Raw genomic sequence first — 25,527 nt, 5'->3', positions numbered from 1 at the left:
CAGCAGGCAGCCTCCTGCTATTCTTTTTGCCATTCAAGGACCCGTTTCAAACATTCCTCGACTACTTGGTCTTTCATGATAAAGCTATAGTCATCGCCAAACCGGAGTTTAAGCAAGTCCCCTTTCACTCTTACCGGCCCATTCGTTTCATAGTAGCCCTCTGTCCTCTCTAAGCTTTGGGCTTCTCCCCAAAATACAGCCTTCACAAAGCTCCCTTGATCATCAGTCACTTTATATTCTGCGAGAAAAGTTAACTGTTCAAAAATGGCCCCGGTTTCTTCATATGCCTCGCGTTTCGCTGCCTCCTCGAGTGTTTCCCCTTCTTCCCTTTTGCCCCCTGGGAACTCCAGGCCCCTCGTTTTGTGATTAGTCAAAAGCCAGTCCCCGCCATATTGGCAAATGACCAAAACATGCTTTGCCTCGGCATTAAACGCATTCCGGAAAAACTGCATTTCCACTTTGTTTCCATAAAAGTCCAAGAAATTCATACTATCCGCCTCACGCTATTAATAATCCCATTATATAGCGAAAAAAAGGGGCTGTCCAAAACCAAAGGCTCAGACACATCCCGCAGTATATAGAGGGTATTTTGAAAAAAACGATCTATATATTGGTCTAGGCGTGATGTCAGCCCCCTCAATGGATAGCCCGTGTGATTAAGATTGTTTTGGCAAAATGTTCATGGTCTCAATGTGGTTTCTAGCCTCTTCATCTCCAAGTTTATACAGCATTCCATAGATTTCCTGAATTCTGCTATCATACTCATCGTTTTCACGGTCATAATGATATTGGACATAGGGAACATGTGCCCGAAAGAAATTTTGCCATTCTGTTGAATAGTTTTGATTAAATAATTCACGAAGCTCGGTTATTTCATCGTCCGTAGCCTGTATTTTATAGCTCCATGTGGAGGCAGTAGCGCTCTGAGAAATTTCACCGGTTCCCACGTCTACATAATAGGTCTTTTTTTGGACCATCTGACATCTCATCCCCTTTTTTATAGTTGTTCTCAAAGAAATAAAAATTATTCTTTGCCAATTTTCGATACATTTTTTAGAAATGACTAAGATATAATAATCATACACTTAAAAAACAGATTTTTCAGTTAATTTATTTTATTGCTTATGAATTGTATATTGAGGAGAGAGTAAGAAGATAAACCAAATAGGATTAGAGCAGGAGGTGAAATAAATGAAGTTAGTGGATGAATTGTACGAAATGTACCGAAATAAACTGACCGGTGACGAGGAAGATATCGACATGCTGGCATTTGCTTTCTTAGAGGAAATGTCCCATGAAGATCTACTTGCATTAATCCGTGATATGGATAAGCAGGAGTTATATAATTTAATGGGCATTTATTTAATTGAAAGCTTAAAAGGAAAGTTTGCCCAAGAACATTATGGCCAGCAGCGTGTTTCCACTTATTATCCCCGCAATATCCATTAATGTACATAGCATAGAATCCGAATTCATTTTAGGGGTCCAATCGATTATTATTGGGGGGGCACCCTTTCTTTTTGTTAAAAATGTGGACAATCATGTTACAATATGGGTAAAAGGGGGAGTTTGGCATGTACATTGTGATCGTCGTTGCCGTCATCATCGTTTTGGCCGTTCTTTTGCTGGCAGTCTTAACCACATCAAAAGCTTATACTGTTAAACATACAATAGACCCGCTCGAAAATAACCCATATATCAATCAAGAAACAAACGGAGAACAGCAAAACAAAAATGTATAAAAAAACTCGCCTAGATGGCGAGTTTTCGATTTATTTAGGCAAATACCTGCTCTAATTCTTCTTTGCTATGATCCAGCCAGTAGCGCATTAACCGCTTAGCTCCAGCTAAATCATGAAGTTTGGCTTGGCCGCATTGCCTTTCGTTTGCTGCAGGAATTTCAGTCACCTCAAGGGCTTCCTTCATTGTATCCTCTAATAAATCAATAATTTCCCTGACTGTCGGCTCTCCACTGACAACTAGATAATAACCAGTTTGGCAGCCCATCGGCGAAATATCGATAATATCAAAATGGCCATATTTTTCAACATGCTTGCGAATATTAAAAGCCAGCAAATGTTCCAGTGTATGAATGACATCTGGTTTCATCGCTTGTTTATTCGGCTGGCAGAAACGGATATCATATTTGTTGACAACACCGTCGCTTCCGACCTTATGAACGCCGCAATGTCTTACATATGGAGCTTTAACGGCATTATGGTCTAGATCAAAGCTTTCAACTGAAGGCATCTCTATCACTCCTTTTACAATCTACTCACTATCATACTATAAAACCATCGTTTTTTCACCTGTTGAAAAAGGTGATAACTTCGACGAAAACCAGCTGTTATGTTATCTTAGAAAAGAGGATAACAAGGAGTGAATGGAAATGCTGAAAAAAATATTTATTGGCCTAATACGGTTTTACCAAGTGGTGATTTCACCGATCAAACCGCCTGCATGCCGTTTTTATCCAACCTGCTCCCACTATGGTTTAGAGGCCATTCAGCGGTTCGGTGCCATAAAAGGCGGCTTCCTGACGATAAAGCGGATATTAAAATGCCATCCATTTCATCCTGGAGGATTTGACCCGGTCCCAGAGAAATGGAATCAAACAAAGAAACATTAGCTTTCGTATCCATCCACAATTAAATCAAGCTTTCCTGTATGGGGGTCAATAACCAAACCATGGACAGGAACTTCCTTCGGCATGAGTGGATGTTGTTTTATTGTATGGACACTGTGTTTAACACTTTCTTGTACATTGTCAAAACCATGCAGCCATTGTTTAATGTCAATGCCTGAGTATTCAAGTGTTTGAAGTGTTTCATCAGATATTCCCCGCTCCTTCATCGTTGAAATCACTGGCTCCGCATGCAAACCATTCATTCCGCAGTCATGATGGGCAATGACCATCACCTCTTTTGCCTGCAATTGATACACCGCAATCAAAATACTCCGCATGATACTGCCGAAAGGGTGTGATACAAGCGCACCGGCATTTTTAATGATTTTCGCATCTCCATTACCTAAATTAAGTGCCTTTGGCAATAATTCAAGCAGACGGGTATCCATACAAGTTAAAATAGCGATCTTTTTATTCGGGTATTTCGTGGCTTCATATTTTTCATATTCCTTGCTTTCAACAAATTTATTATTAAATTCCAGCATATCCTTTAATAAAGTCTTTTGATCCATCTCGGCAACTCCCTCCTTCATTCATATTAAGAATACATAAAACAAGAACTGGAGACAATTTTTCTACTTGCATTTAGGCCTATTATCCTGTAAGATACTAAAAATTTGGAATCATACCGTATTAGGAAAATCTATACCTAAATATTTTTCGAAACCAAATCGGAATAAATACGATTTTCCCATAAAATAAGGAGCTCTGTATGAAAAATCTTATTTGCTTACTGACCACTTTTTTACCCTTAGGGTTTGTTTTATCAGCCTGCGAAAATGATCAGGAAACCGCCAAAAAAGAAAAAGAGGGATTAACAGTTTATTCAACGGTTTATCCTTTGCAATATTTTGCCGAACAGATTGGCGGAAAATACGTGGACGTTGAAACCATTTATCCCCCTGGGGCCGACGAACATACTTTCGAGCCTTCACAAAAGGATATGATGAAGCTGGCAGACGCTGAATTATTCTTCTACGTTGGACTGGGACTGGAGGGATTTGTCGAATCAGCAAAAGATACATTGAAAAATCAGCATGTCACAATGGTACCCTTGGCAAATCACCTTAAGCTGCCAAAAGAGGCAGATGATGAAGACCACGAAACGGACGAAAATAACCATGATGTAAATCCGCATGTCTGGCTGGATCCGCTATATTGCAAAGAGATGGCCGGGGCTATCCGGGACTCACTCATAAAAAAAATGCCAGCTAACAAGGATTATTTCAATGACCGTTATCAAAAATTAGCGAAAGAATTAGATGCTTTGAACACACAGTATGAGTCTGCCATTTCCCAAGCAAAGCATAAAAAAATCATTGTGACCCATGCTGCATTCGGTTATTGGGAGCAGCGCTATGGGATTGAGCAGCTCAGCATCTCCGGTTTATCAACCGCTAATGAGCCCACACAAAAAGAGCTTGAGAAAATTATTGCCACTGCCGATCAGGAAGGGCTGCACTATATACTGTTTGAACAAAATGTAAAATCCCGATTAGGAGAAGTCATCCAAAAGGAAATTGGTGCAAGAGCTTTGCCGATTCATAACCTCGGCATTTTAACCAAAGAGGATATTAACCAAAAAGAGACCTATTTTACCTTAATGGAAAACAATCTTAATACTCTAAAAAAGGCATTAAATGATTAATCTGGCACCTCCCACATCCGGGAGGTTTTTTATTTTCCTGGCTAGGAAAATTTTACATATTGTAGTCAAAACAGTAAACACTAAGGGTGACCTTGATGCAGAAAGGAAGACAACCGGATGAGTGATTTGTTAATTGCCCGCAGTTTATTCGGTACAACGATGGGTTTTCATATTATTTTTGCCACTATTGGAGTGGGCTTGCCGTTTATGATGTTAATGGCCGAACTGCGCTATCAAAAAACAAAGGACATTGAATACGTTGTAATGGCAAAAAGATGGACAAAGGCGTTTGCTGTCCTATTGGGAGTGGGTATTCCTACAGGAACAATTGCCGGGACACAATTGTCATTACTATGGCCAGGTTTTATGGAAGTCATTGGGAAAGTGATGGCTCTGCCTTTTCAAATTGAGATTTATGCATTTTTCATCGAGGCTTTATTTATGTCCATTTACGTCTATGCCGCGGAAAGGATCGCCCCTTGGATGAGGATTGCCAGCCTGGTTTTTGTAGCGATTGGGGCGCTAAGCTCCGCTGTGTTAATTACAAATGTCCATGCCTTTGAAGGGACACCGACTGGGTTTCGAATCGTAAACGGAAAAATTACCGATGTCGATCCATGGGCGGCATTTTTCAACCCGAGTTTTTTTGTCACAGCAGGACATGTGTCACTGTCTGCTTATATGACAGGGGCTTTCATTGTAACCACCGTTTCGGCCTACAAAATGTTGAAGGCCGAGTCTGGAACAAGAATCTACCGATTCCATCAAAAAGCATTGATGCTGAGTCTTGTGATCGGGGGTATTTTTTCACTGTTGACTGCCCTAAACGGTCATGAATCCGCTCAGTATCTGCACAAATATCAGCCAGAAAAGCTTGCTGCTGCGGAGGGGCTTTTTGAGACACAATCCTATGCTCCGCTTACAATAGGCGGTTATACGGACAAAGAAACCGAAACTGTCAAATGGGGGATTGAAATCCCTTGGGCACTTAGCTTTTTATCCGCCAATCGATTTGATACCGTTGTGAAAGGACTTCATGAATTTCCGGAGGAGGAATGGCCCCCGCTGTTTGTCCATACCTTATTTAATGGCATGGTAGGTGTCGGTTCCCTGCTCATCCTCATTTCGTTTCTTGGCCTGCTTTTGAAAAAATTTTTCAAAAGGGACCGGTTTCCGGCTTGGCTCATGTGGCTGTATGTGGCCTCAGGTCCTCTTGCCATTTTAGGAATTGAATTCGGATGGATTTTTGCCTGTACAGGGCGGCAGCCATGGACCATTTATCGAACCCTCTCAACTAAGGATTCAGTTACTACTGCTGCTAACCTAGGGATATTATTTATCTTATTTGCTATCGTATATCTCATTTTAGCCCTGGCTGTCTTATTTGTTTTGCGTTATTACTTCAAGAAAAATACCGTTATGGATGATCTTAATCGCGCGGAGCAAAAAGGGGTGCCTCTATTTAGTTCGAATTCATAAAGAGGTGGAACAAATATGTTGGATGCTTATTTAGCCGTTACCGTTCTTTGGGGGTTTGTGTTTATTTATGCTGTTATGGCAACGATGGATTTTGGCGCCGGTTTTTGGTCGATGTTCTACATTAATCGAAAAAAGACTGGTGCCACTAATATTGCCAATCGGTATCTATCCCCCACATGGGAAGTTACGAATACGTTTATTGTCGCATTGGTCGTAGCAGTTTACAGCCTATTCCCAAAAGGTGCCTATACGCTCGGGACCATTTTGTTAATTCCTGGATCTCTCATTCTTTTGCTTCTGGCGATTCGCAGTGCCTTTTTGGTTTTTTCTAACATCGTCCAAGAATACAGGAAACCGCTCACCTATATTTCCGGGATATCTGGGATTATCATCCCGGGCCTGCTAATAAGTGTTCTTCCGATCACACATGGAAACTTTGTGGAGATTACTGACTCGAAGCAGTCTTTAGATTTAGCAGGATTATTTACCAGCCCTAATGAATATGCCTTTTTTGGATTTGCAATTTCGAGTACCTTATTTCTTTCCTCCCTTTTATTGGCGGACTATTCAAAGGCATCTGAAGAATATGAGGCATATAAGATTTACCGCAGAGACGCCCTTTGGATTGGACCGGTTTCTTTAATCATGGCTTTTTTCATTATGTTTACCCTTAAGGCTGAGGATGCCTGGATTTACAAAAAAATGATGGATGATTTTGAGATTTTACTCTTGTCCTTAGTGTTATTTTTATTAGGCGGAATCGGCCTTTTTCTTCCTTCACGCGAGTTGGATCTCAAAGGCCGGCCGCGTCTTTCTGTTATTTCGATTACCGCTCAGTATTTGGCAGCCAGCTATGTATATGGAAAAGCGCATTTGCCTTATATCGTTTATCCTGAAGTGACGATCCATGAAGCATTTACGGACCCCAATTCATTTCGAGCCATTTTCATCACCTATATAGTGGCTTTTGCCATCTTGTTCCCCGGGTTTGTTTATTTTTGGAGTTTGTTTATGAACGATAAACGGTATTTGCGGCAAGGGAAAATTTCCGGTTCTAAGAAGTAGAACTCCCTTATACTGACAGGAATGGTTTGGTCCGAAGCATCAAAAACTAATCCTGTATCCCATATAAAGGAGTGATACATTCAATGGCAAAAGATGTTCTTTGTGAAGTAAACAATTGCACATTTTGGGCTGAAGGAAATCATTGCAGCGCTGACAGAATTTACGTGGTCTCCCATACTGGAGAAACAGCAGATACAAGCAAAGAAACGGATTGTAAGACATTTGAACCTGCAGAATTATCGTAGCTATTACACATATATAAAGGGAACCAGTTCACCTGGTTCCCTTTTAAAATTTAAATGTCCTCTTGTGTGTGATTGTTTGTTCCAGCCGCTTGCTGTTAAGCTCATAGCCAATCCCAGGCGATTTAGGCACAGTGATCATGCCATTTTCAACGGTAACCTCCGGAGAAATGATATCTTCATCCCAGAATCGGCTTGATGCAGAGATATCTCCCGGTATCATAAAGCCAGGCAAGGAAGCAAGCGCGATATTATGGGCCCGGGACACGCCGAATTCGATCATGCCGCCGCACCAAACGGGTATTCCTTTTTCATAACAATAATCGTGAATCCGCTTTGCTTCATATACGCCGCCAACCCGGCCAACCTTTATATTAATAACCTTGCAGCTGCCATACTCGATCGCTTTTCGCGCATCTTCATAACTAACGATACTCTCATCCAAACAGATAGGTGTTTGGATTTGTTTTTGCAGTATGGCGTGCTCAATCAAATCATCATGTGCCAATGGCTGTTCAATCATTAGCAAATTCAGTTCGTCCAATGCCATTAGACGGTCCACATCCTTCAATGTATAAGCCGAATTGGCATCAGCCAATATCGGCAATTCAGGGTATAGCCGCCTCACTTCCGATAAAAAGGTATAATCCATGTCAGGGTTAATTTTTACTTTAATCCGCTTGTACCCTTCCGCTAGATATTGCTCAATTTGTTCTCGAGCTTTTGTCATTGAATGAGCCGCGACCACTACCCCTGAAGGAATGAACTTGGCAGTACCGCCCAGCGTCTCTGCCAGAGGCTGCCTGTGCTGTTTGGCATATAAATCCCATAAAGCGGTCTCGATCGCCGCTTTGGCCATATTATTTCTTCTGATAGAATGAAACAGCCTGGCCGCCTGCCAAGGATGGCCAATAGGCTCTTTCTGCAGTAATGGAATGAGGAAATCACTTAGCATATGCATACTGGTTGTAACGGTTTCTTCGGTATACCAAGGTGATGAAAAAGCAACCCCTTCGCCATATCCGGCAATGCCCTCTTTGTCCAATGCCTTTACAATAATTCCTTCCCGCTCTTTTACTTCCCCTAAATGGGTCACAAAGGGCTGTTTCAGCGGCATCTTAATGACTAACAATTCAACCGAGGCTATATTCATCTTATATCCTTCCCTCACTCAGCCATTCTTTCAATGTTCTGCGCAGCAGTTTCTTTGCTGCATTTCTAGGCAGCTTGTCCACAAAATAAAATTGCTTAGGAATTTTGTATTTTGCCAGATGGTTTAAGCAAAACTGCTGCAGTTCTATGGAGGTAAGATTGGATTCGGCTTTTTTTACGATAAATGCTACAGGGACCTGCCCCCATTTTTTATCCTCTAGACCTGTTACCCCTGCTTCCTCAATATCTGCGTGAGATAACAATACAGCTTCGATTTCCGCAGGATAAATATTTTCTCCCCCTGAGATAATCAGGTCAGAACGGCGGTCCAAAATATACAAAAAACCATCCTGGTCGATGATGCCTATGTCTCCCGTATGCAGCCAGCCATCCCGAATTTTTTCTTGGGTTGCTTCGGGACGGTGCAAATAGCCTTTTGTCACATTGGGCCCTTTTACCACAATTTCCCCTGCTTCTCCAGCCTGGGCTGCCTGACCGTTGTCGAGAACAATCTTAATCTCTGAAGGGAATAATGGCTTGCCAGCCGAGCCCAGTTTACTCAAACTATACTCAGGAGATAGGGTGACAATCTGCGAAGCGGTTTCTGTCATGCCATATGTTTGAAAGACCGGAATTTCTTTTTTTACACATGCTTGCATTAATGGTAATGGTGCCGGTCCCCCGCCTAGGAGCATGCATCGAAACTGGGCAGGAAGGCGATTGTCCCCCAGGGCGTTCACAATTCTGCTGAGTGTTGTGCCGACAACAGACATAATCGTCACCTGCTTATCTCCAATATCTTCTATTGTTTTTTCCACATCAAATTTTTCATGCAGCACAATTGGCATTCCATAAATCACACTTCGCATTAATATGGAATATCCGCTGATATGAAAAAGCGGAACCGAACATAACCAACAATCCTTTTCCGTAATTCCCAGATTTAAGGCCGAACCTACCGAGCTCCACCAATGATTGCCATAGGTTTGCATGACCCCCTTCGGATTTCCCGTAGTCCCAGATGTATACATGATCGTACAGACATCTTCCAAGCTGATTTGCTCTTGGATGATCGGAACGTCTGGATCTGTGTCTTTTAGCTGGGAAAGAGTGATGGCAGGCACTTCTGGAAGATGATTTTTTACCGTTTCCTGAACCTCAGAAAACGATTCATCAAGGATTAAAAAGGAGGATTTTGAGTCCTGTAATTGCCAAACCAGATCTGTTACGGTTAAGCGATTATTTAAAATCACGGCCTTAACGCCAAGAAGCTGCAAGGCAAATAAAGTAACGACAGTATCAAGTTGATTCTTTAATAACACGCCAACAAATTGATTTTTTTTAACTCCCAGCACCTGAAGCCTTCCTGCCGTGTTAACCGAATTCTCATACAGACTTCGGAATGTCAATGTTTGATCGTTAAAATAAACGGCGGCCCGATCGGGAGTTAAAAAGGCACGCTTGATTAAAAAATTGGGCATGGTTTCATGCTGCATATGATCACCTCATTATATAGAAAACAGCCTGATGGATTCCATCAAGCTGCAGCAACTGCAATCAAGGAAAACGCGGGAATTGGCCAAAATCAGGCTTGCGTTTTTCTTTAAAGGCATCGCGGCCTTCTTTTGCTTCGTCTGTTGTATAGTAAAGCAAAGTAGCATCTCCGGCAAACTGTTGAATGCCAGCAAGACCGTCTGTATCTGCATTAAACGCGGCTTTTAAGAAGCGAAGCGCGGTCGGGCTCTTTTCCAGCATTTCTTCACACCACTTGATGGTTTCTTCTTCAACTTGTTCTAAAGGAACAACCGTGTTGACTAAGCCCATTTCAAGAGCCTGCTCTGCATTATATTGGCGGCATAGATACCAAATTTCGCGGGCTTTTTTATGTCCAACGATTCTTGCTAAATAGCCAGAACCATAACCAGCGTCGAAGCTGCCTACTTTTGGCCCCGTTTGGCCAAATACTGCATTATCAGCAGCGATAGTTAAATCGCATACGATATGCAGAACATGCCCGCCGCCAATCGCATATCCTTTTACCATAGCCACGACTGGTTTAGGAATAACTCGGATTAACCTCTGTAAATCAAGCACATTTAAGCGAGGAATATGGTCGTCTCCCACATAACCGCCATGACCGCGGACTTTCTGGTCACCACCAGAACAGAATGCTTTATCTCCGGCACCTGTTAAAACGATAACACCAACATTAGAATCATCACGTGCATAAGTAAACGCATCGATTAATTCCATCACCGTTTTTGGAGTAAAGGCATTATGTACATGCGGGCGGTTAATGGTGATTTTTGCAATTCCATTATAAGTTTCATAAAGGATTTCATCATATTTACGTCCTGGAATCCATTCTACTGCCAATTAAATAACCTCCTTAATGTTTTAATGTGACAAAAAGTCACTTATTATTGTACCAAAAATTTCTGTTTCTTCCACATGAATTGCATGGCCAGCATTTTTTACAACCATCCATTTGCCATTTTTTAATTCTTGAAGCATCTGTTTGGCAATATGGCAGAACTTTTCATCCTTCTCTCCTGTAATCAGCAGCACCTCACAAGTTAAATCCTGCAAGCGATGCCACCAAGAAGGCTGAGCCCCCGTTCCCATACCAAGCAAACTATTTGCCAGCCCTTCAGCTGAATTTCTCAATCGCTGTTCCCGAATCCTGCATTTTGTTTCAGCAGGGAGTTGTTCCATCGATTTAAACAGAGGAATTCTTTCCCAATAGTCAACAAAAGACTCCAGCCCTTGTTCTTTTATTCGCTTAGCCAGTTCAGCATCATTTTTGCGCCTTAGTTTTCTCTCCTCTTCTGTTTTCAGGCCAGGAGAGGCACTTTCTAAAATGACCTTTCGCACCCTGTTGGGAAACAAAATAGCAAAGGTAAGGGCTAGTCTTCCCCCCATCGAGTAGCCAAGCACATCAGCTTGGTTAACGCCTAACTGGCCGAGAAGATGGTCGAGTTGACGGGCTGCAGATTCCATTTCATAAAGTTGCACGTCATTGGGAGCGGTGGTCAAACCATGCCCAATAATGTCTGGAATAATCAGCTGATGGCTTTTCCCCCACCGATCGCAAAATGGAAACCAAGTCGATGAATCTCCGGTAAACCCATGCAATAAGACGAAAGGGGAATCCTTCCCGCAGACTTCTATATTGTATGAAATGTCCTGAACGGGAACAATCATGAACGTTCACCATTGACAAATTTCGATATTTCCTGGGAAACAGAATTCCAGAATTCCCGATGTTCCGCGAGATTCTTCTCTCTGTTAGTCACCACTTCCATTACCTTGATTTCTGATGAATAACGTGTTTGATCAATTTCAGAGCTGAAATGATTCCAATCTGAAATTCTCGCATAATGTCCGTCCACCATTTTAACAGCATGGCTAAAATCAATATCCAGCGGAGTGCCGAACAAGAGTTCAAATTGTTCCGAGTGTTCGGATTGCGGAAGGAAGGAAAAAATACCGCCGCCATTATTGTTGATAAGAATGATATTAATATCTATTCCATATCGCTTAGCAATATAGAGTCCAGTCAAATCATGGAAAAACGTCAAATCTCCCAGAACTAGGTACATTTTCTTAGAATAAAGGGCTGCACCGATGGCCGTTGAGATGGTCCCGTCAATACCATTGGCCCCTCGGTTGGCCAAAACTTTTATTGATTTTTGATTATTAAGGAAAAAACTGTCTAAATCACGAATGGGCATGCTGTTTCCAACAAATAGCGTGGCCTCTTCCGGGAGCATTTCTGCCAATTGATAAAAAAGCTTGGCCTCACTCATATCAGTTTTATCCCTAATTTGAGCCATCCCATTCTTCGCCAGCTGGTTGATCTGCTTCCACTTCAATAAATATTCTGCAGTATCCTCGGCTTTAGCATAGCCTAACAGCTTTTCACAGAAAAGAGTTTCATTGCAAAAAATCATATCCGTAGACAACAAGGCTGGATCTCTCCATCCACTAGCCCCATCCACTACATATTGCTCTGCATCAGGGTTTTCTTTAATGAATATAGTTAATGCCTTGGATACCGGCATAGCGCCAAAACGGAGAATAACATCTGGTTTCAGAAACGATTTGGCATCGGCATTTCGTAAAAACGTATCATATGTATCGATAATATGTTCTTGATTATGCTTTCCGCTGCGAAGCTGCGATAACGGGTCAGCAAGAATCGGAAACTTTAACACATCGGCCAATCTTGTAACCGCATCAGCAAATTCGCCATCTGCAATAGTTCCACAGACAATGATTCCTTTTCGGCTCCCTTGAAGGTTATCAGCTATTGTTTTAAAATCAGCATCGGTTAATGTCAATTCACCACTATGTGCCTTTACATAGCCTTTTGGACGTTCACTAAGTTCAAAAAGGGTTGCATCGATCTTTGGAATAAGCGGCTCCCGAAATGGGAAATTCAAATGAACAGGACCTGCTGGTGCCTGGGACGCAATGGCGGCTGCACGGGCACAAAACGTTCTGGCATAGCGAATAATATCCTTGTTGGCTTCAGGCAGCGCCATTTCAGCAAACCATTTTACATGCTTGCCATATAGCTCAATTTGGTCAATGGCCTGAGGTGCCCCCACCTCGCGAAGTTCATGAGGGCGGTCAGCCGTCAACACAATTAATGGCACCCGTGAATACTTCGCTTCAATGATCGCAGGAAAATAATTTGCCGTTGCTGTTCCCGAAGTACAAAGAATAGCGACAGGACGATTAGAAGCTTTGGCAATGCCCAAAGCAAAAAATGCAGAAGAACGTTCATCTACATGAATATGAATATTTAAATCGGGATGTTCGGCCAAAACCATTGCCATTGGTGTTGACCGAGACCCTGGGCTAATCACTACATCTTTAATTCCTGAGTGGACAAGCTCCGCAGAAAAAGCAGCAAGATAGGCTGTTAATGACTCTTGATGACTCACATTAGTTCCCCCCTAATGCTCTAAGCATTGGTCTAAATTTTAAGCTAGTTTCCAAAAATTCGCTGGCTGAATCAGAATCAGCAACAACTCCACATCCGGCAAAGAGGGATGCTTCATTCCCCTGGATTAATCCTGAACGAATCGAAACTGCAAATTCTCCATTGCCTTGATAATCCAGCCACCCGATTGGGCCCGCATATAAACCGCGGTCCAGCTCCTCCACCTCTCTAATTTTTTCAACAGCCTCACGCTTAGGCAAACCGCCTAGAGCGGGTGTAGGGTGCAGTTTTTCAACTAATAACAATAAAGAAGTGTTTGGGCGGCATTTTCCAATGACTGGGGTGTATAAATGCTGGATATCCCTGATCTTCATAAGCTTAGGCTTAGAAGGAAGTATAATCTCATCGCATGCTTCCTCTAACGCTTTTTTTATCATTTCGACAACATACTGATGTTCGATAAGATTTTTTTGATCCTGAAGTAATTCTTCACCTAATAGCCTGTCTTCCTCCGCTGTTTCTCCACGGCGTATGGTACCAGCCAAACAAGTAGAAAATATCTCATTTTCCTGCTTCTTTACCAGCCGCTCCGGTGAAGCCCCGATAAAACAGTCTCCATTAGACTCGAACGCGAAGATAAAGCTCTCATGCTGCTGTTCATCCAAATTATGTAAAACTCCCTCAGCATTTACGGAATCCTCGAATAGTAATCGCAGTTCTCTTGCAAGCACTACTTTTTTTAAAGGACCACACTTTAATTCGTTTACGATATGATCAACGGTTTGCTTCCAACTTTCCGGCGAAATCTCCCTCTTATCCTTAAGTTCAGGCAGTTCAGCAGCAAACGGACCTTGAAGTGACACTAATAATTCATTTCGCTCATCCACTATTTTTTTTAATAAATACTCTTCATCTTGAGGAGTACACACAATATTAGTGGTTAAATATGCTTTTCCCTTTATGAGGCTAAGTAAAAACCTTGGCAAATAAAACATAGAATCCGTATATTTGGACCAAAGCGATGTTTTCTCTTTTAGCGGATCAAAAGAAAAGCCCCCAAAAATAACCGGCCCCACCCCGATTTCTTGATGAGGATTAGACACAAGGCTTTCTTTAAGCAAGGTTTCCCAAGCGTGTTCAACATGCTTGAAACGCTCCGCCGGATGATCCAATTGGATGAGCTTCGCAATCCCAATCCCGGCGAGAATAATTTCATCCTTCGGATCCTTCCAAAAAAATCTTTCTCCTAAATAGTTCTCTTTTCCTATACTAAAAAAGGATAAAGGGTTCATTTTGTCCAATTCACAGACTTCGCTGACCAGGATTTCCTGCCCTAGTGATTTGGCACGGTTCATGGCTTTTAGACCCTTTTCCATTATTTCTGTTTCTTGAATGGTAACCAAACTGATCCCTCCAAAACAGCCAACATTAGCTGTTATCCATTCCTGTAAACCTATTTTTCCTATCATAAATTATGAACGTATAATTTTGTATATGTCTCCATTCTGCCTCATTAAAGATACTACTCCAATTGTAAAGAAGTCAATAATCCTTGTCACTATTAATCCTGATTCTTTCCTTATTATATGGCAATTTGTGAACATTCGTCTAAATTAAAGGCTTACGTACATTTTCCCACGAAAATATAGATAATAATCGGTACGGCATTATCTTCTAAATTTGAAAGTAAAAAGTCATTGACACTATCCAAGCGATTCCATAAACTTAGTTTTGGAATGTGAAAAATTCAACGCGATTTACACAGCCAAATGTTAAAATAGATATATATAAGGGAGGAGATTATCGATGCAGCCGAATTTACAGCACGGTTCCAAACCGGTTGTTGAATCAAATAAGGGCTTTCAAGTTTGGTGGCAAATGACCCGTCCTCATACTTTGACCGCTGCATTTGTGCCCGTTTTGCTCGGCACTGCTCTTGCATTGGAGCGGGGAGAGTTTCATCTTGGCATGTTTCTTGCCATGTTAATCGCCTGTTTAATCATTCAAGCAGCGACGAATATGTTTAACGAATACTATGACTTTAAACGAGGCCTTGATACCGAGCAATCGGTTGGCATTGGCGGTTCGATTGTTCGGGATGGCATTAAGCCAAAAACGGTCATGCAGCTGGCGTTAGGTCTTTATGGGATTGCTTTATTGTTAGGAATCTATATTTGCGCAAATAGCAGCTGGTGGCTGGCACTCGTTGGCTTAATCGGCATGGCAGTCGGCTATTTATACACGGGAGGGCCTGTCCCGATATCATCAACCCCGTTTGGTGAAATATTCGCCGGTTTCTTTATGGGCATGCTGATTATTTTAATTTCATTCTTTATTCAAACTGGAACAGTTGACACGGGCAGTGTCCTTGTATCCGTTCCAATATTTGTTTTAGTCGGTGCCATTTTATTATCCAATAATATCCGAGACCTAGAAGGCGATAAAGAATTCGGGCGTAAAACCTTAGCCATTTTATTAGGAAAAAAGAAGGCCATTTATTTATTGGCTGGGATGTTCTTCTTCTCTTACCTTTGGGTGTTCGCCCTCATTATCAGTGGTGTGGCTCCTATTTGGTCAGCTTTAGTTCTGTTGAGTGTTTCAAAGCCCATAAAGGCCATCAAAGTATTTAAAGCAGGCACTATGCCGATTCACATGGCACCTGCCATGAAAGCCACAGCCCAAACGAACACCATATTTGGATTTCTGCTGGCTATTGGCATCTTCGCAGGAATAATACTATAAGTGCCAAAAAGCTTCTGCGCCGCAGAAGCTTTTTTTTCTAGCTATAAAAGAGGATGGATTGCCCAAATGTCTGAAGCATATTCCCTAATGGTACGGTCACTGGAGAAGTAACCTGCATGAGCGATATTAATGAGGCTTTTTCTTTGCCAGCTCATCATATCTGTGTAGTGATCTCCAATTTTTTGCTGGATATTGGCATAGGATGCGAAATCCTTTAAGACAAAGAATTGATCATTTTCTTGAAGCAAGGAGTCAACGATCGGCTCATATTCATTTTGGACGCCTGGAAAAAATCCGTTCATCAACTGGTCAATAACCTGCTGGATTCTTTTATCATGGTGATAATAGCCAACAGATTCGTATCCCCCATGCCGGTAATAGTGGAGGACTTCCTCTGCAGTCAACCCAAAAATAAAGATATTGTCCTCCCCTACCCGCTCATGGATTTCCACATTCGCCCCATCAAGAGTTCCAACCGTTAACGCACCGTTAATCATAAATTTCATATTGCCGGTTCCAGAAGCTTCCTTACTGGCAGTGGAAATTTGTTCGCTGACATCAGCAGCGGGAAAAATTCTTTCTGCTAAAGAAACGCGATAATCTTCCAAAAAGATAACCTTCAGCCTATCCCTGACTTTTGGGTCATTATTGACTTTATCTGCCACCGAATTAATCAATTTAATGATTTTCTTAGCATAATAATAGCCCGGTGAAGCCTTTGCACCAAAAATAAAAGCCCTCGGTGTGAGGTGGAAACTGGAATCTTCCTTGATCCGATTGTACAGGTACATAATATGGAGCACATTCAATAGCTGCCTTTTATAAGCATGCAGCCTCTTTACCTGCACATCAAAAATGGACCCCGTATCCACCGCTACTCCCGTCAGCTTATAGATAATGCCGGCAAGCTGTTGTTTGTTCGCAGCTTTAATTTTGCCTAACTGTTCCAAAAATGGACGGTCGTTTTGGTAGTTAAGGAGCTGGGTCAGATCATTGGCCGAGGTGGTCCACGAAGGACCAATAGCATCCGTTATCAACGATGATAGTTTCGGGTTCGCCTTGAGCAGCCAGCGCCGGTGGGCAATTCCATTTGTCTTATTGTTAAACTTTTCAGGGAACAGCTGGAAAAATGGTTTCATTTCCCGCTCCTTCAATATTTCCGTATGCAGCCTGGCTACTCCATTCACACTAAAACTTCCGACAATCGCTAAGTGGGCCATCTTCACAAAGTTATCTGCAATAATCGCGAGGTTGGCAATTCGTCCCCAGTTTCCTGGGGTCTCCTCCCATAACTGGCGGCAGAACCGTTCATTGATTTCCTCGACGATCATATAAATTCTCGGAAGCAGCGGCTGAAAAATCCTTACCGGCCATTTTTCTAATGCCTCTGACAACGTTGTATGATTCGTGTAAGAAATGGTATTTTGTGTGATATGCCAAGCCTCGTCCCAGCCAAAGCCTTCTATGTCAATCAAAATCCTCATTAATTCAGGTATTGCAAGAACCGGGTGGGTATCATTAATATGAAGGCATACGTAGTGATGCAGCTGATCTAGGCTGCCGAATTGCTTTTTATGAGCTCTTACAATAGATTGGATACTGGCAGACACGAGGAAATACTGCTGCTTTAGCCGTAATATTTTTCCTTCATCATGCGTGTCATCCGGGTAGAGAAATTCCGAGATTGCTTCTGTTTCCCGCTTATATTTTAATATATCTTGATGAATTGGAAATTGGGCCGGTTCCGCATTCCAAAGCCTTAGTGTATTGACCGTCTTGGATTCATAGCCAACAACTGGCATGTCATATGGAACCGCTGTGACTGTTTCTGCGTTTAAATGTTGAAAAATGAGCCGTCCGTCTTCCGTTTTTGAATCGACCTTTCCCCAAAATGGGACGCTCACGGCCAAGTCCAGTTTACGGATTTCCCACACATTTCCGCTCCTTAGCCATTGCTCCGGCAATTCCACTTGATACCCATTAACTATTTTCTGTTCAAATAACCCATGCTTATAGCGGATACCCTGACCATGCCCGGGAAGATCAAGCGAAGCAAGCGAATCCAAAAAGCAAGCGGCTAGTCTTCCTAAGCCGCCATTGCCTAATCCAGCATCGGGTTCTAACTCTTCCAGTTCAGCCAAATCAATGCCTAATTCCTTTAAGCCCTCCTCCACCGTTTGTTCAACACCAAGATTAATCAGATTTTGACGCATTAGCTTTCCAAGTAAATATTCAATGGATAAATAATAGACTTGCTTTCCCTTCGTTGCCATATATTGTTCATTCGTCGTGATCCAATCATCGCTTACATATTCCCGAATCATATGGCCCAAAGTTTGATAATGGTCCAGCTTGGTACTCTCCGAAAAACTTTTGCCGCACAGCATTTCAAGCCTATGTAAAAAGGCGGCCTTAAAATTCTCCTTAGAAAACATGTGTCTCACTCCTTGTGACGAGCTCTGCATAAAGCTGGTTATAACTGAATGCCGATTGGGTCCAGCTATAATCCTTTTCCATTGCCTGCTTCACAATGGAATCCCACACCTGTTTATTCTGATAAAAGTGAAGGGCCCTTCTAATCGTGTAAAGCATGTCGTGGGCATTATAATGGCGGAACGAAAAACCGTTTCCTTCACCAGTATACTCATTATAGGCCTGTACAGTATCATTCAATCCGCCGGTCTCCCGGACAATCGGAATCGCCCCATACCTCATCGCAATCAATTGGCCTAATCCGCATGGTTCAAACAATGAGGGCATTAAAAATAGATCAGCCGCAGCATATAATTTATGGGCAAACACTTCATCAAACTCGGTATAAACCTTTAATTTTTCCGGATATATTCTGGCTGCCTGCCTTAAATAGTGTTCATATTCATAATCGCCGGTACCTAAAATAAGAATCTGGATATCCTCTTGGAGGATCTCACGGAGCACACACCTGACAAGATCCAGCCCTTTTTGCTTTGTCAGCCGTGAAATCATCACCATTAACGGTACATTGGCACTCGTCCTCATTCCGGCGAATCTTTGGATCTCCCGTTTATTCATCAGCTTATTCCCTGGGTTCCGATAAGAGAATGGTTTGTATATAAACGGGGCATTTTCGGGATTATAAAAGTCCTCATCAATTCCATTTATAATGCCGATTAGGTCCTCATTCCGCTGCCTTAGCAGCCCATCCAGCTTTTCACCATATTCCCCTGTTTGGATTTCCTGCTTATAGGTGGGGCTGACTGTTGTGATCTTGTCGGCTGCCACCAATGCCCCCTTCATAAAATTTACAGCTCCAAAAAACTCCAAATGCCCTTGATTAAAAGCTTCCCAATCCAAGCCTAGTAAGTCCTTAATCACTTCTTTTGGGAATATCCCTTGAAATTGTAGATTATGAATCGTAAACACAGTGCGAATCGAGCCATAGCCTTTCCGTTTATAATACTCGGTTCTTAATAAATACGGAATCATCCCTGTATGCCAATCATGACAGTGAACCACATCTGGGAAGAATTGCAGCTCCTCCATCATTTCAAGCACAGCCCGGTTAAAATAAGCGAAGCGCTCACCATCATCATAAAAGCCGTACAGCCGATCCCGTTTAAAGTAATATTCATTATCGACAAAATAATAAGTTACTCCTTGATGGACCAGTTCCTCAATTCCGCAATATTGATTTCGCCAGCCCACCGGGACTGTGAATTCTTTCACTTTCACCATTTTATTTTTAAATTCTTCTGCAATGGTTCCATATTTAGGGAGAATCACTCTGACATCCGATCCCAAATTATTCAATTCCCTTGGAAGGGAGCCCGCCACATCAGCGAGTCCTCCCGATTTAGCAAATGGCTGGCATTCCGAAACAGCAAATAAGACCTTCACGAGTTCATCAACGCTCCTTGTTTCGTCCCTTTCCGAACTACAAACGGCGCCTGGTCCGTCCCGTTAAGATGGGCTCCCGCTTCAACCCTGACATCCTTATCCATAATGACCGAATCTAAATGGCAATTGTCTTCAATCACACATTTTTGCATGATAATACTATTCCGAACGACGGCACCTTTTCCGATTGTGACCCCGCGGGAAATAATACTGTTCTCTACCGTGCCGCTAATCTGGCAGCCATTCGCCACCATGGAGTTCTTGACCGATGCCCCTTTTATATATTTTGTAGGCGGCTCATCCTTCACCTTTGTTAAAATCGGCTGATCTTTTAAAAATAATTTTTTCCAAACCTCAGGCTGCAGCAGGTTCATGCTCGTGTTAAAGTAACTTTCAATCGAATCGATCATGACCGCATAACCATTATAGAGATAATGGCATATCTTATATTGGCTTTGCGGATCCCGGACAACATCCCTCATGCATGAATACCCGGTTTCATTTTTATTTTTTATCAGGTCCATAAGAAATGAAGTTTTAACTAAATACATTTCCATCGAGCCTCCATCCTTGTTATGGACCTCCGTAATATCACATTCGGAATGGATGTGTGACTCGAGGATTGGCTTATAATTCATATTAAAAATGGTATAACAGTTAGAAATAATAGCGTACTCCTGCGTGCTTCGGGAAAAGTAATCCATATTGGCAGCAAACAGATCAAAAGAACCGATTCGATTTTCATGGTAATCCACAATCGATGACGGGAAAAAGAATAGTCCATCACGCTTTCTATTCAGGTCCCAGTTTTTACCCGAACCTAAATGATCCATCAACGATCGATACTGCATTTTTGGAAAAATGGCAACACTTCTGATACCTGAATTCACCATGCTGGACAAAACGAAGTCTATTACCCGATAACGCCCTGAAAAAGGCAATGCAGCCAATGATCGATGGGTTATTAAATCCTCTAAATCTTCGTGATAGCTTGTGGCATCTATTATGCCTAACAGCTTTCTTCTCATCTCTCCAGATCCCCCTTGTTTATTTGTTTATTAGTAGAGCAATTTCTCCTCCATCAACCATTCAAGTTTTAGTAGGGCTGCTTTACGGCTGGTTTTAGACAGCTTAACATTTCATTCATGACTAGGATAATTTCATCATCCATAGAGCAAATGACCGTTCCATCTGGTATGGTTACATCACAAGGCACGATTGCTTTTTCAATGCAGCAATTTTCCCCAATAATCGAATCGGGCATAATGACCGAATCTTTTATAAGGGTACCCTTCCCCACAACAACTCCTTGGAAAAGGACAGAATGGTCGATTTCCCCTTCTATGGTACAGCCCTCATTGATCAGTGACTCCGACACAGAGGCAGCTGGCGAAATGTATTGAGGAGGCTGGTTCGGATTGACGGAATAAATCTTCCAGGAAGGATCGAATAGGTCTAACTCACAGTCTTCCTTTAATAAATCCATGTTGGCTTCCCAAAGGCTCTGAACAGTGCCGACATCTTTCCAATAGCCTTTAAACGGATAAGCAAACAACTTCTTTTTTTGTTCCAAGAGCAAAGGAATCACGTCTTTTCCAAAATCATGACTTGAATCCGGATTTCTTGCATCCATTTCCAAATATTCCTTTAATATATTCCAGCTGAATATATAAATTCCCATCGATGCCAAATTGTTTTTGGGATTAGCCGGCTTCTCCTCAAATTCTGTGATTCTCATTTCCTCATTTGTATTCATAATCCCAAAACGGCCAGCTTCTATCCAAGGAACCTCAATAACAGAAATAGAGACATCGGCCCTTTTTTCAATGTGGTATTCCAGCATGGACTCATAATTCATTTTGTAAATATGATCACCTGAAAGAATAAGGATATAGTCAGGCTGATAGTGCTTAAGATAGTTCAAGTTTTGATAAATCGCACTTGCCGTGCCAGTATACCATTTTACTTCAGACGATTCGCTATAAGGAGGCAGCACCGTCACACCGCCATTTTTCCGGTCTAAATCCCACGTGCTGCCAATCCCAATATAGGAATTTAATAAAAGCGGCTGATACTGTGTTAAAACCCCCACTGTATCAATCCCTGAATTCGAACAATTGCTTAAGGTAAAATCAATAATCCGATATTTTCCTCCAAAAGGAACAGCAGGTTTCGCAAGGTCCTTTGTCAGGACATTAAGCCTGCTTCCTTTTCCCCCTGCCAACAGCATGGCTACGCACTTTTTCTTTCCCATTCCCTATCCTCTCCTTTCTTTTTTTAACAGGTCTAAATAGCAGAAAACTGAATGGTCCCATGCTTATATTGATAGAAAATGGTTTCCCATGAAATGGCTGCTCCAAGGAAGCAATTGTCTTTTTGTTGACCACCCCTGATCCCCCATATTCTGTGCTGTCACTGTTGAATATTTCACGGTACTCCCCTGCTTGCGGTACCCCAATTTGGTATTCCTGATAGCTGATACCCGTAAAATTGCAGACAATGATAATGGTGTCTTCCTCTTTCTTCCCTCTCCGTATAAACGAAAAGACCGATTGCTCTTTGTTATCAGCGTCAATCCATTCAAACCCATCCCATAAGTGATCCAATTCAAATAGTGCCCTGGAACGTTTATATAACTTAATTAATATTTTCACATATTCATTTAATCTTTGATGCATGTCATACTCAAGCAACATCCAATCTAATTGCTCTTTGTCCTTCCATTCGGCAAACTGCCCCAATTCAAATCCCATAAATAACAGTTTTTTTCCTGGATGTGAGAACATGAATCCTAGCAAAAGGCGGTATTGGGCGAATTTTTCCCAATAATCCCCTGGCATTTTGTCAAGAAGCGACTTTTTTCCATGTACGACTTCATCATGTGAAAACGGGAGCATAAAATTTTCTGAAAACGCATATAAAAGTGAAAAAGTGACCTTGGAATGTGCAGCGTGCCGTGCAAAAGGCGGCGTTTCCATATACTCTAAAATGTCGTTCATCCAGCCCATATTCCACTTATAATCAAATCCCAGGCCGCCATAGCGGACAGGGGCCGTGACATTCGGAAAATCGGTTGAGTCCTCGCCGATTACAAGAATCGACGGATCATATTCGTGGATCTCCTTATTCAACTTTTTTAAAAATTGAATCCCTAAATGATTTTGTGTTTTTGAACCGGCACTGTTTGGCCAGTAGATGATATTGGCAACAGCATCCATTCTAAAGCCATCCACATGAAAGTACTCCATCCAAAAAATCGCATTCGATATCAAATAACTCTGTACTTCGCCTTTTCCAAGGTCAAAGTTTGCTGTCCCCCATATCGCATTTTCTCTGTCCCTATCATGCTCATAGGAATAAAGATGCGTACCATCGAATCGATAAAGGCCATGTGCATCCTTGCAAAAATGGCCAGGAACCCAATCTAGGATAACCCCTATTTTATGTTTATGACATTGATCCACAAAATATCTAAAATCATTGGGGGTTCCATATCTGGAAGTAACCGAAAAATATCCTGTTCCCTGATAGCCCCAAGAGGCATCGAGCGGATGCTCAACGATAGGTAACAATTCGATGTGGGTAAAACCGTGCTCAAGAATATAGGGAATGAGTTCTCCAGCCAACTCCCTATATGTGAGAAAATCCCCATTTTGTTTTTTTTTCCATGAGCCAACATGAAGTTCATAGATGACTGCTGGCTCCGACAAGGAATTTTTCCCATATCTCCTGTTCATCCAATCTTGGTCATCCCAGTTAAAATCATCCAGAGAAAACACAATTGAGGCAGTATTGGGTCTTAATTCGGAGTAAAAAGCATAAGGGTCAGCTTTCAGGAGCATTTCCTTTGATTGTGTAAGAATTTCATACTTATAAATACATCCTTCCAGGTTTTTGTTGATGATATGAACCCATACTCCTTCATCATTCACTTTTTGCATTTCATATCCTTGACCGTCCCAATTATTGAAATCGCCGACCAGCCTTACTTGAAGGGCGTTCGGGGCCCAAACGCAAAATCGTGTGTAGGTTTGTGTGGAATCGTTTAAAATATGAGCACCAAAAAGTTGATGACTTTGAAATAAGTTTCCTTCATGAAATAAATGCAGTTGATAGTCCGTTGGAAATAATGTATTTACCGTCATGACTTTCCTCGTTCCATTGAGAATATGTTTTTCAAGTCTCAATTATAAAGGTAAAGTTATCATAATTCTCGAAATATTTTTTTATCTTTTCTGACAAGACTCTTTAACAGCAGCCGAATAAAGACAACATTCTTTGTTTTTTGTGTAAATCCGATCTATTTCGCGCCATTATCAGCCAAAATTCCTCAAAATTTTTTTGTTAGATTTATTTACGAGAACAGAAATATTATGTTAGAAATTATTACAGGAATACTATTTCTGAGAGTCGAATCGGAAGATTATTTTGAAGGTACTGTGGGGCGAATTTTTATGGAGATCATTTAATTGCAGGATTTACTTACTATCAATATTCAGCCATACAGGCAATCGGTACGTGAGAAAGAATGAACATAAGGGATGATTGTAGTAAAAGAGGATATGAGGAATTATCATTTATAAAATTTACCGACTACTAAAATAAAATAATTATTTAGAACTACTATTTTTATATAACAAAAAAGCTGATAACTATTGTTATCAGCTTCTTTGTATGACCCGTACGGGATTCGAACCCGTGTTACCGCCGTGAAAGGGCGGTGTCTTAACCGCTTGACCAACGGGCCGACTGGCAGAGAAGAAGGGATTCGAACCCTCGCGCCGCTTACGCGACCTACTCCCTTAGCAGGGGAGCCCCTTGAGCCACTTGGGTACTTCTCTATATGGCTCCGCAGGTAGGATTCGAACCTACGACCGATCGGTTAACAGCCGATAGCTCTACCACTGAGCTACTGCGGAAAAATATAAATGGTGGGCCTAAATGGACTTGAACCATCGACCTCACGCTTATCAGGCGTGCGCTCTAACCAGCTGAGCTATAGGCCCATAATATATTATATGGAGCGGGTGATGGGAATCGAACCCACAACAACAGCTTGGAAGGCTGTGGTTTTACCACTAAACTACACCCGCGTAAAAATCAAATCGGATGGGGCGATTGATGGGAATCGAACCCACGAATGCCAGAGCCACAATCTGGTGCGTTAACCACTTCGCCACAACCGCCATAATATTTGTGAAAGATCATTTTAAAAGGTGGCTCAGGACGGAATCGAACCGCCGACACAAGGATTTTCAGTCCTTTGCTCTACCGACTGAGCTACTGAGCCATACGGTCTGGACGGGACTCGAACCCGCGACCTCCTGCGTGACAGGCAGGCATTCTAACCAGCTGAACTACCAGACCAGATTGCGGGGGCAGGATTTGAACCTGCGGCCTTCGGGTTATGAGCCCGACGAGCTACCGGACTGCTCCACCCCGCGATAGTAAAAAATATTTAGAATGTCCATGCTCATAAATTCACGGACTGTATCAATCTCAGAAAGCTTATTCAAGCAGCAGCTCGATTGATACAACTCGCAGATATTTCATTGAAACAACGCTCGTTGCTCCACGCCGCGATAATAATAAATAGAAAAATTGTGTTTATGGCGGAGGAAGAGGGATTCGAACCCCCGCGCGGTTTAACCCGCCTGTCGGTTTTCAAGACCGATCCCTTCAGCCG

Annotated in this window: 23 protein-coding genes and 9 tRNA genes; 8 read left to right on the top strand and 24 right to left on the bottom strand. The window is 42.1% G+C overall.

Annotated elements, in window-relative coordinates; all coding sequences use genetic code 11:
• Positions 1-17 precede the first annotated feature (17 nt).
• Positions 18-488 (bottom strand): RNA deprotection pyrophosphohydrolase, encoded by a 471-nt coding sequence (ytkD, locus tag NFS43_RS20100; RefSeq protein ID WP_277613982.1) that lies wholly within the window; start codon positions 486-488, stop codon positions 18-20.
• A 168-nt stretch (positions 489-656) separates the two neighbouring features.
• Entirely contained in the window at positions 657-977 is a 321-nt protein-coding gene (locus NFS43_RS20095; protein ID WP_251554582.1) for a hydrolase, read from the bottom strand.
• A 214-nt stretch (positions 978-1,191) separates the two neighbouring features.
• Here NFS43_RS20095 and NFS43_RS20090 point away from each other — a divergent pair, with 214 nt between their 5' ends.
• A complete protein-coding gene (locus NFS43_RS20090) occupies positions 1,192-1,449 on the top strand; it encodes a DUF6154 family protein (protein WP_251554580.1) in 258 nt (85 codons plus the stop codon).
• A gap of 125 nt (positions 1,450-1,574) precedes the next feature.
• Positions 1,575-1,742 (top strand): YtzI protein, encoded by a 168-nt coding sequence (ytzI, locus tag NFS43_RS20085; protein ID WP_251554579.1) that lies wholly within the window; start codon positions 1,575-1,577, stop codon positions 1,740-1,742.
• A 34-nt stretch (positions 1,743-1,776) separates the two neighbouring features.
• Here ytzI and NFS43_RS20080 read toward each other — a convergent pair whose 3' ends face one another.
• Complete coding sequence (locus tag NFS43_RS20080) at positions 1,777-2,250, bottom strand: S-ribosylhomocysteine lyase (protein WP_251554578.1); 474 nt, start codon at positions 2,248-2,250, stop codon at positions 1,777-1,779.
• A 139-nt stretch (positions 2,251-2,389) separates the two neighbouring features.
• Between NFS43_RS20080 and yidD the strand changes: the two genes are divergently transcribed.
• Positions 2,390-2,629: a membrane protein insertion efficiency factor YidD gene (gene yidD, locus NFS43_RS20075; RefSeq protein WP_251554577.1), complete on the top strand. Its 240-nt coding sequence runs from the start codon at positions 2,390-2,392 to the stop codon at positions 2,627-2,629.
• On the opposite strand, the gene NFS43_RS20070 is transcribed toward yidD, so the two are convergent.
• Positions 2,626-3,198, bottom strand: coding sequence for a beta-class carbonic anhydrase (locus NFS43_RS20070; RefSeq protein ID WP_251554576.1), 573 nt, complete (start codon positions 3,196-3,198; stop codon positions 2,626-2,628). The genes yidD and NFS43_RS20070 overlap by 4 nt on opposite strands.
• A 200-nt stretch (positions 3,199-3,398) precedes the next feature.
• On the opposite strand from NFS43_RS20070, the gene NFS43_RS20065 reads away from it, so the two are divergent.
• The 4 genes from NFS43_RS20065 to NFS43_RS20050 all read left to right on the top strand — a co-directional run bounded on the left by NFS43_RS20065 (position 3,399) and on the right by NFS43_RS20050 (position 7,123).
• Entirely contained in the window at positions 3,399-4,334 is a 936-nt protein-coding gene (locus tag NFS43_RS20065) for a metal ABC transporter solute-binding protein, Zn/Mn family (protein WP_251554575.1), read from the top strand.
• 117 nt (positions 4,335-4,451) lie between these two features.
• Positions 4,452-5,813 carry a cytochrome ubiquinol oxidase subunit I gene (locus NFS43_RS20060; RefSeq protein WP_251554574.1) on the top strand — a complete coding sequence of 454 codons (1,362 nt, stop codon included), beginning with the start codon at positions 4,452-4,454 and terminating at the stop codon, positions 5,811-5,813.
• Positions 5,814-5,828: 15 nt separating this feature from the next.
• Positions 5,829-6,878: a cytochrome d ubiquinol oxidase subunit II gene (locus tag NFS43_RS20055; RefSeq protein ID WP_251554573.1), complete on the top strand. Its 1,050-nt coding sequence runs from the start codon at positions 5,829-5,831 to the stop codon at positions 6,876-6,878.
• An 83-nt stretch (positions 6,879-6,961) separates the two neighbouring features.
• Positions 6,962-7,123, top strand: coding sequence for a DUF1540 domain-containing protein (locus NFS43_RS20050; protein WP_251554572.1), 162 nt, complete (start codon positions 6,962-6,964; stop codon positions 7,121-7,123).
• 43 nt (positions 7,124-7,166) lie between these two features.
• Here the strand turns inward: NFS43_RS20050 and menC are convergent, their stop codons facing one another.
• The 6 genes from menC to NFS43_RS20020 all read right to left on the bottom strand — a co-directional run bounded on the left by menC (position 7,167) and on the right by NFS43_RS20020 (position 14,692).
• Positions 7,167-8,273, bottom strand: a complete 1,107-nt coding sequence (gene menC / locus NFS43_RS20045; RefSeq protein WP_251554571.1) for an o-succinylbenzoate synthase — start codon at positions 8,271-8,273, stop codon at positions 7,167-7,169.
• A 1-nt stretch (position 8,274) separates the two neighbouring features.
• Positions 8,275-9,768: an o-succinylbenzoate--CoA ligase gene (locus NFS43_RS20040; protein WP_251554570.1), complete on the bottom strand. Its 1,494-nt coding sequence runs from the start codon at positions 9,766-9,768 to the stop codon at positions 8,275-8,277.
• Positions 9,769-9,829: 61 nt separating this feature from the next.
• Positions 9,830-10,648: a 1,4-dihydroxy-2-naphthoyl-CoA synthase gene (gene menB, locus NFS43_RS20035; RefSeq protein ID WP_251554569.1), complete on the bottom strand. Its 819-nt coding sequence runs from the start codon at positions 10,646-10,648 to the stop codon at positions 9,830-9,832.
• A 21-nt stretch (positions 10,649-10,669) separates the two neighbouring features.
• Positions 10,670-11,476: a 2-succinyl-6-hydroxy-2,4-cyclohexadiene-1-carboxylate synthase gene (gene menH, locus NFS43_RS20030; protein WP_251554568.1), complete on the bottom strand. Its 807-nt coding sequence runs from the start codon at positions 11,474-11,476 to the stop codon at positions 10,670-10,672.
• Positions 11,473-13,224 (bottom strand): 2-succinyl-5-enolpyruvyl-6-hydroxy-3-cyclohexene-1-carboxylic-acid synthase, encoded by a 1,752-nt coding sequence (menD, locus tag NFS43_RS20025; RefSeq protein ID WP_251554567.1) that lies wholly within the window; start codon positions 13,222-13,224, stop codon positions 11,473-11,475. The genes menH and menD overlap by 4 nt, the downstream gene beginning before the upstream one ends.
• A 1-nt stretch (position 13,225) precedes the next feature.
• The gene (locus NFS43_RS20020; protein WP_338150623.1) at positions 13,226-14,692 is read right to left on the bottom strand and encodes an isochorismate synthase; all 1,467 of its coding nucleotides are present in this window, start codon (positions 14,690-14,692) and stop codon (positions 13,226-13,228) included.
• A gap of 337 nt (positions 14,693-15,029) precedes the next feature.
• On the opposite strand from NFS43_RS20020, the gene NFS43_RS20015 reads away from it, so the two are divergent.
• Entirely contained in the window at positions 15,030-15,965 is a 936-nt protein-coding gene (locus tag NFS43_RS20015; protein WP_251554566.1) for a 1,4-dihydroxy-2-naphthoate polyprenyltransferase, read from the top strand.
• Between the two features lie 41 nt (positions 15,966-16,006).
• On the opposite strand, the gene NFS43_RS20010 is transcribed toward NFS43_RS20015, so the two are convergent.
• The 14 genes from NFS43_RS20010 to NFS43_RS19945 form a co-directional block, all read right to left on the bottom strand.
• On the bottom strand, positions 16,007-18,400 hold the full coding sequence (locus NFS43_RS20010; protein WP_251554565.1) for a glycogen/starch/alpha-glucan phosphorylase: 2,394 nt from the start codon (positions 18,398-18,400) through the stop codon (positions 16,007-16,009).
• Positions 18,390-19,841 (bottom strand): glycogen synthase GlgA, encoded by a 1,452-nt coding sequence (gene glgA, locus NFS43_RS20005; RefSeq protein WP_251554564.1) that lies wholly within the window; start codon positions 19,839-19,841, stop codon positions 18,390-18,392. Before glgA ends, NFS43_RS20010 begins: the two co-directional genes overlap by 11 nt.
• Entirely contained in the window at positions 19,838-20,869 is a 1,032-nt protein-coding gene (locus tag NFS43_RS20000) for a GlgC family sugar phosphate nucleotidyltransferase (protein WP_251554563.1), read from the bottom strand. The genes glgA and NFS43_RS20000 overlap by 4 nt, the downstream gene beginning before the upstream one ends.
• 68 nt (positions 20,870-20,937) lie before the next feature.
• Entirely contained in the window at positions 20,938-22,095 is a 1,158-nt protein-coding gene (locus NFS43_RS19995; RefSeq protein WP_251554562.1) for a glucose-1-phosphate adenylyltransferase, read from the bottom strand.
• On the bottom strand, positions 22,037-23,986 hold the full coding sequence (gene glgB / locus NFS43_RS19990) for a 1,4-alpha-glucan branching protein GlgB (protein WP_251554561.1): 1,950 nt from the start codon (positions 23,984-23,986) through the stop codon (positions 22,037-22,039). The genes NFS43_RS19995 and glgB overlap by 59 nt, the downstream gene beginning before the upstream one ends.
• 530 nt (positions 23,987-24,516) lie before the next feature.
• Positions 24,517-24,588, bottom strand: a tRNA-Glu gene (locus NFS43_RS19985).
• A 3-nt stretch (positions 24,589-24,591) separates the two neighbouring features.
• Positions 24,592-24,682, bottom strand: a tRNA-Ser gene (locus NFS43_RS19980).
• A 3-nt stretch (positions 24,683-24,685) separates the two neighbouring features.
• Positions 24,686-24,760 (bottom strand) — tRNA-Asn (locus tag NFS43_RS19975).
• A 10-nt stretch (positions 24,761-24,770) separates the two neighbouring features.
• Positions 24,771-24,847, bottom strand: a tRNA-Ile gene (locus tag NFS43_RS19970).
• A 13-nt stretch (positions 24,848-24,860) separates the two neighbouring features.
• Positions 24,861-24,934 (bottom strand) — tRNA-Gly (locus NFS43_RS19965).
• Between the two features lie 17 nt (positions 24,935-24,951).
• Positions 24,952-25,027 (bottom strand) — tRNA-His (locus tag NFS43_RS19960).
• Between the two features lie 31 nt (positions 25,028-25,058).
• Positions 25,059-25,131, bottom strand: a tRNA-Phe gene (locus NFS43_RS19955).
• Between the two features lie 3 nt (positions 25,132-25,134).
• Positions 25,135-25,208, bottom strand: a tRNA-Asp gene (locus tag NFS43_RS19950).
• A gap of 3 nt (positions 25,209-25,211) precedes the next feature.
• A tRNA-Met gene (locus NFS43_RS19945) sits at positions 25,212-25,285 on the bottom strand.
• Between the last annotated feature and the right edge of the window lie 242 nt (positions 25,286-25,527).

Source organism: Neobacillus muris, assembly GCF_943193175.1.
In the GTDB taxonomy this organism is placed as follows: Bacteria; Bacillota; Bacilli; order Bacillales; family Cytobacillaceae; genus Neobacillus; species Neobacillus muris.
The sequence above is the reverse complement of the archived record's forward strand: the minus strand, read 5'-3'. Positions and strand labels throughout refer to the sequence as shown.

What these genes read in the sequence shown, in the direction of transcription:
- ytkD (WP_277613982.1), bottom strand. Translation starts at nt 488, where the DNA reads ATGAATTTCTTGGACTTTTATGGAAACAAAGTGGAAATGCAGTTTTTC.
- NFS43_RS20095 (WP_251554582.1), bottom strand. Translation starts at nt 977, where the DNA reads ATGGTCCAAAAAAAGACCTATTATGTAGACGTGGGAACCGGTGAAATT.
- NFS43_RS20090 (WP_251554580.1), top strand. Translation starts at nt 1,192, where the DNA reads ATGAAGTTAGTGGATGAATTGTACGAAATGTACCGAAATAAACTGACC.
- ytzI (WP_251554579.1), top strand. Translation starts at nt 1,575, where the DNA reads ATGTACATTGTGATCGTCGTTGCCGTCATCATCGTTTTGGCCGTTCTT.
- NFS43_RS20080 (WP_251554578.1), bottom strand. Translation starts at nt 2,250, where the DNA reads ATGCCTTCAGTTGAAAGCTTTGATCTAGACCATAATGCCGTTAAAGCT.
- yidD (WP_251554577.1), top strand. Translation starts at nt 2,390, where the DNA reads ATGCTGAAAAAAATATTTATTGGCCTAATACGGTTTTACCAAGTGGTG.
- NFS43_RS20070 (WP_251554576.1), bottom strand. Translation starts at nt 3,198, where the DNA reads ATGGATCAAAAGACTTTATTAAAGGATATGCTGGAATTTAATAATAAA.
- NFS43_RS20065 (WP_251554575.1), top strand. Translation starts at nt 3,399, where the DNA reads ATGAAAAATCTTATTTGCTTACTGACCACTTTTTTACCCTTAGGGTTT.
- NFS43_RS20060 (WP_251554574.1), top strand. Translation starts at nt 4,452, where the DNA reads ATGAGTGATTTGTTAATTGCCCGCAGTTTATTCGGTACAACGATGGGT.
- NFS43_RS20055 (WP_251554573.1), top strand. Translation starts at nt 5,829, where the DNA reads ATGTTGGATGCTTATTTAGCCGTTACCGTTCTTTGGGGGTTTGTGTTT.
- NFS43_RS20050 (WP_251554572.1), top strand. Translation starts at nt 6,962, where the DNA reads ATGGCAAAAGATGTTCTTTGTGAAGTAAACAATTGCACATTTTGGGCT.
- menC (WP_251554571.1), bottom strand. Translation starts at nt 8,273, where the DNA reads ATGAATATAGCCTCGGTTGAATTGTTAGTCATTAAGATGCCGCTGAAA.
- NFS43_RS20040 (WP_251554570.1), bottom strand. Translation starts at nt 9,768, where the DNA reads ATGCAGCATGAAACCATGCCCAATTTTTTAATCAAGCGTGCCTTTTTA.
- menH (WP_251554568.1), bottom strand. Translation starts at nt 11,476, where the DNA reads ATGATTGTTCCCGTTCAGGACATTTCATACAATATAGAAGTCTGCGGG.
- NFS43_RS20020 (WP_338150623.1), bottom strand. Translation starts at nt 14,692, where the DNA reads ATGATAGGAAAAATAGGTTTACAGGAATGGATAACAGCTAATGTTGGC.
- NFS43_RS20015 (WP_251554566.1), top strand. Translation starts at nt 15,030, where the DNA reads ATGCAGCCGAATTTACAGCACGGTTCCAAACCGGTTGTTGAATCAAAT.
- NFS43_RS20010 (WP_251554565.1), bottom strand. Translation starts at nt 18,400, where the DNA reads ATGTTTTCTAAGGAGAATTTTAAGGCCGCCTTTTTACATAGGCTTGAA.
- NFS43_RS20000 (WP_251554563.1), bottom strand. Translation starts at nt 20,869, where the DNA reads ATGAGAAGAAAGCTGTTAGGCATAATAGATGCCACAAGCTATCACGAA.
- NFS43_RS19995 (WP_251554562.1), bottom strand. Translation starts at nt 22,095, where the DNA reads ATGGGAAAGAAAAAGTGCGTAGCCATGCTGTTGGCAGGGGGAAAAGGA.
- glgB (WP_251554561.1), bottom strand. Translation starts at nt 23,986, where the DNA reads ATGACGGTAAATACATTATTTCCAACGGACTATCAACTGCATTTATTT.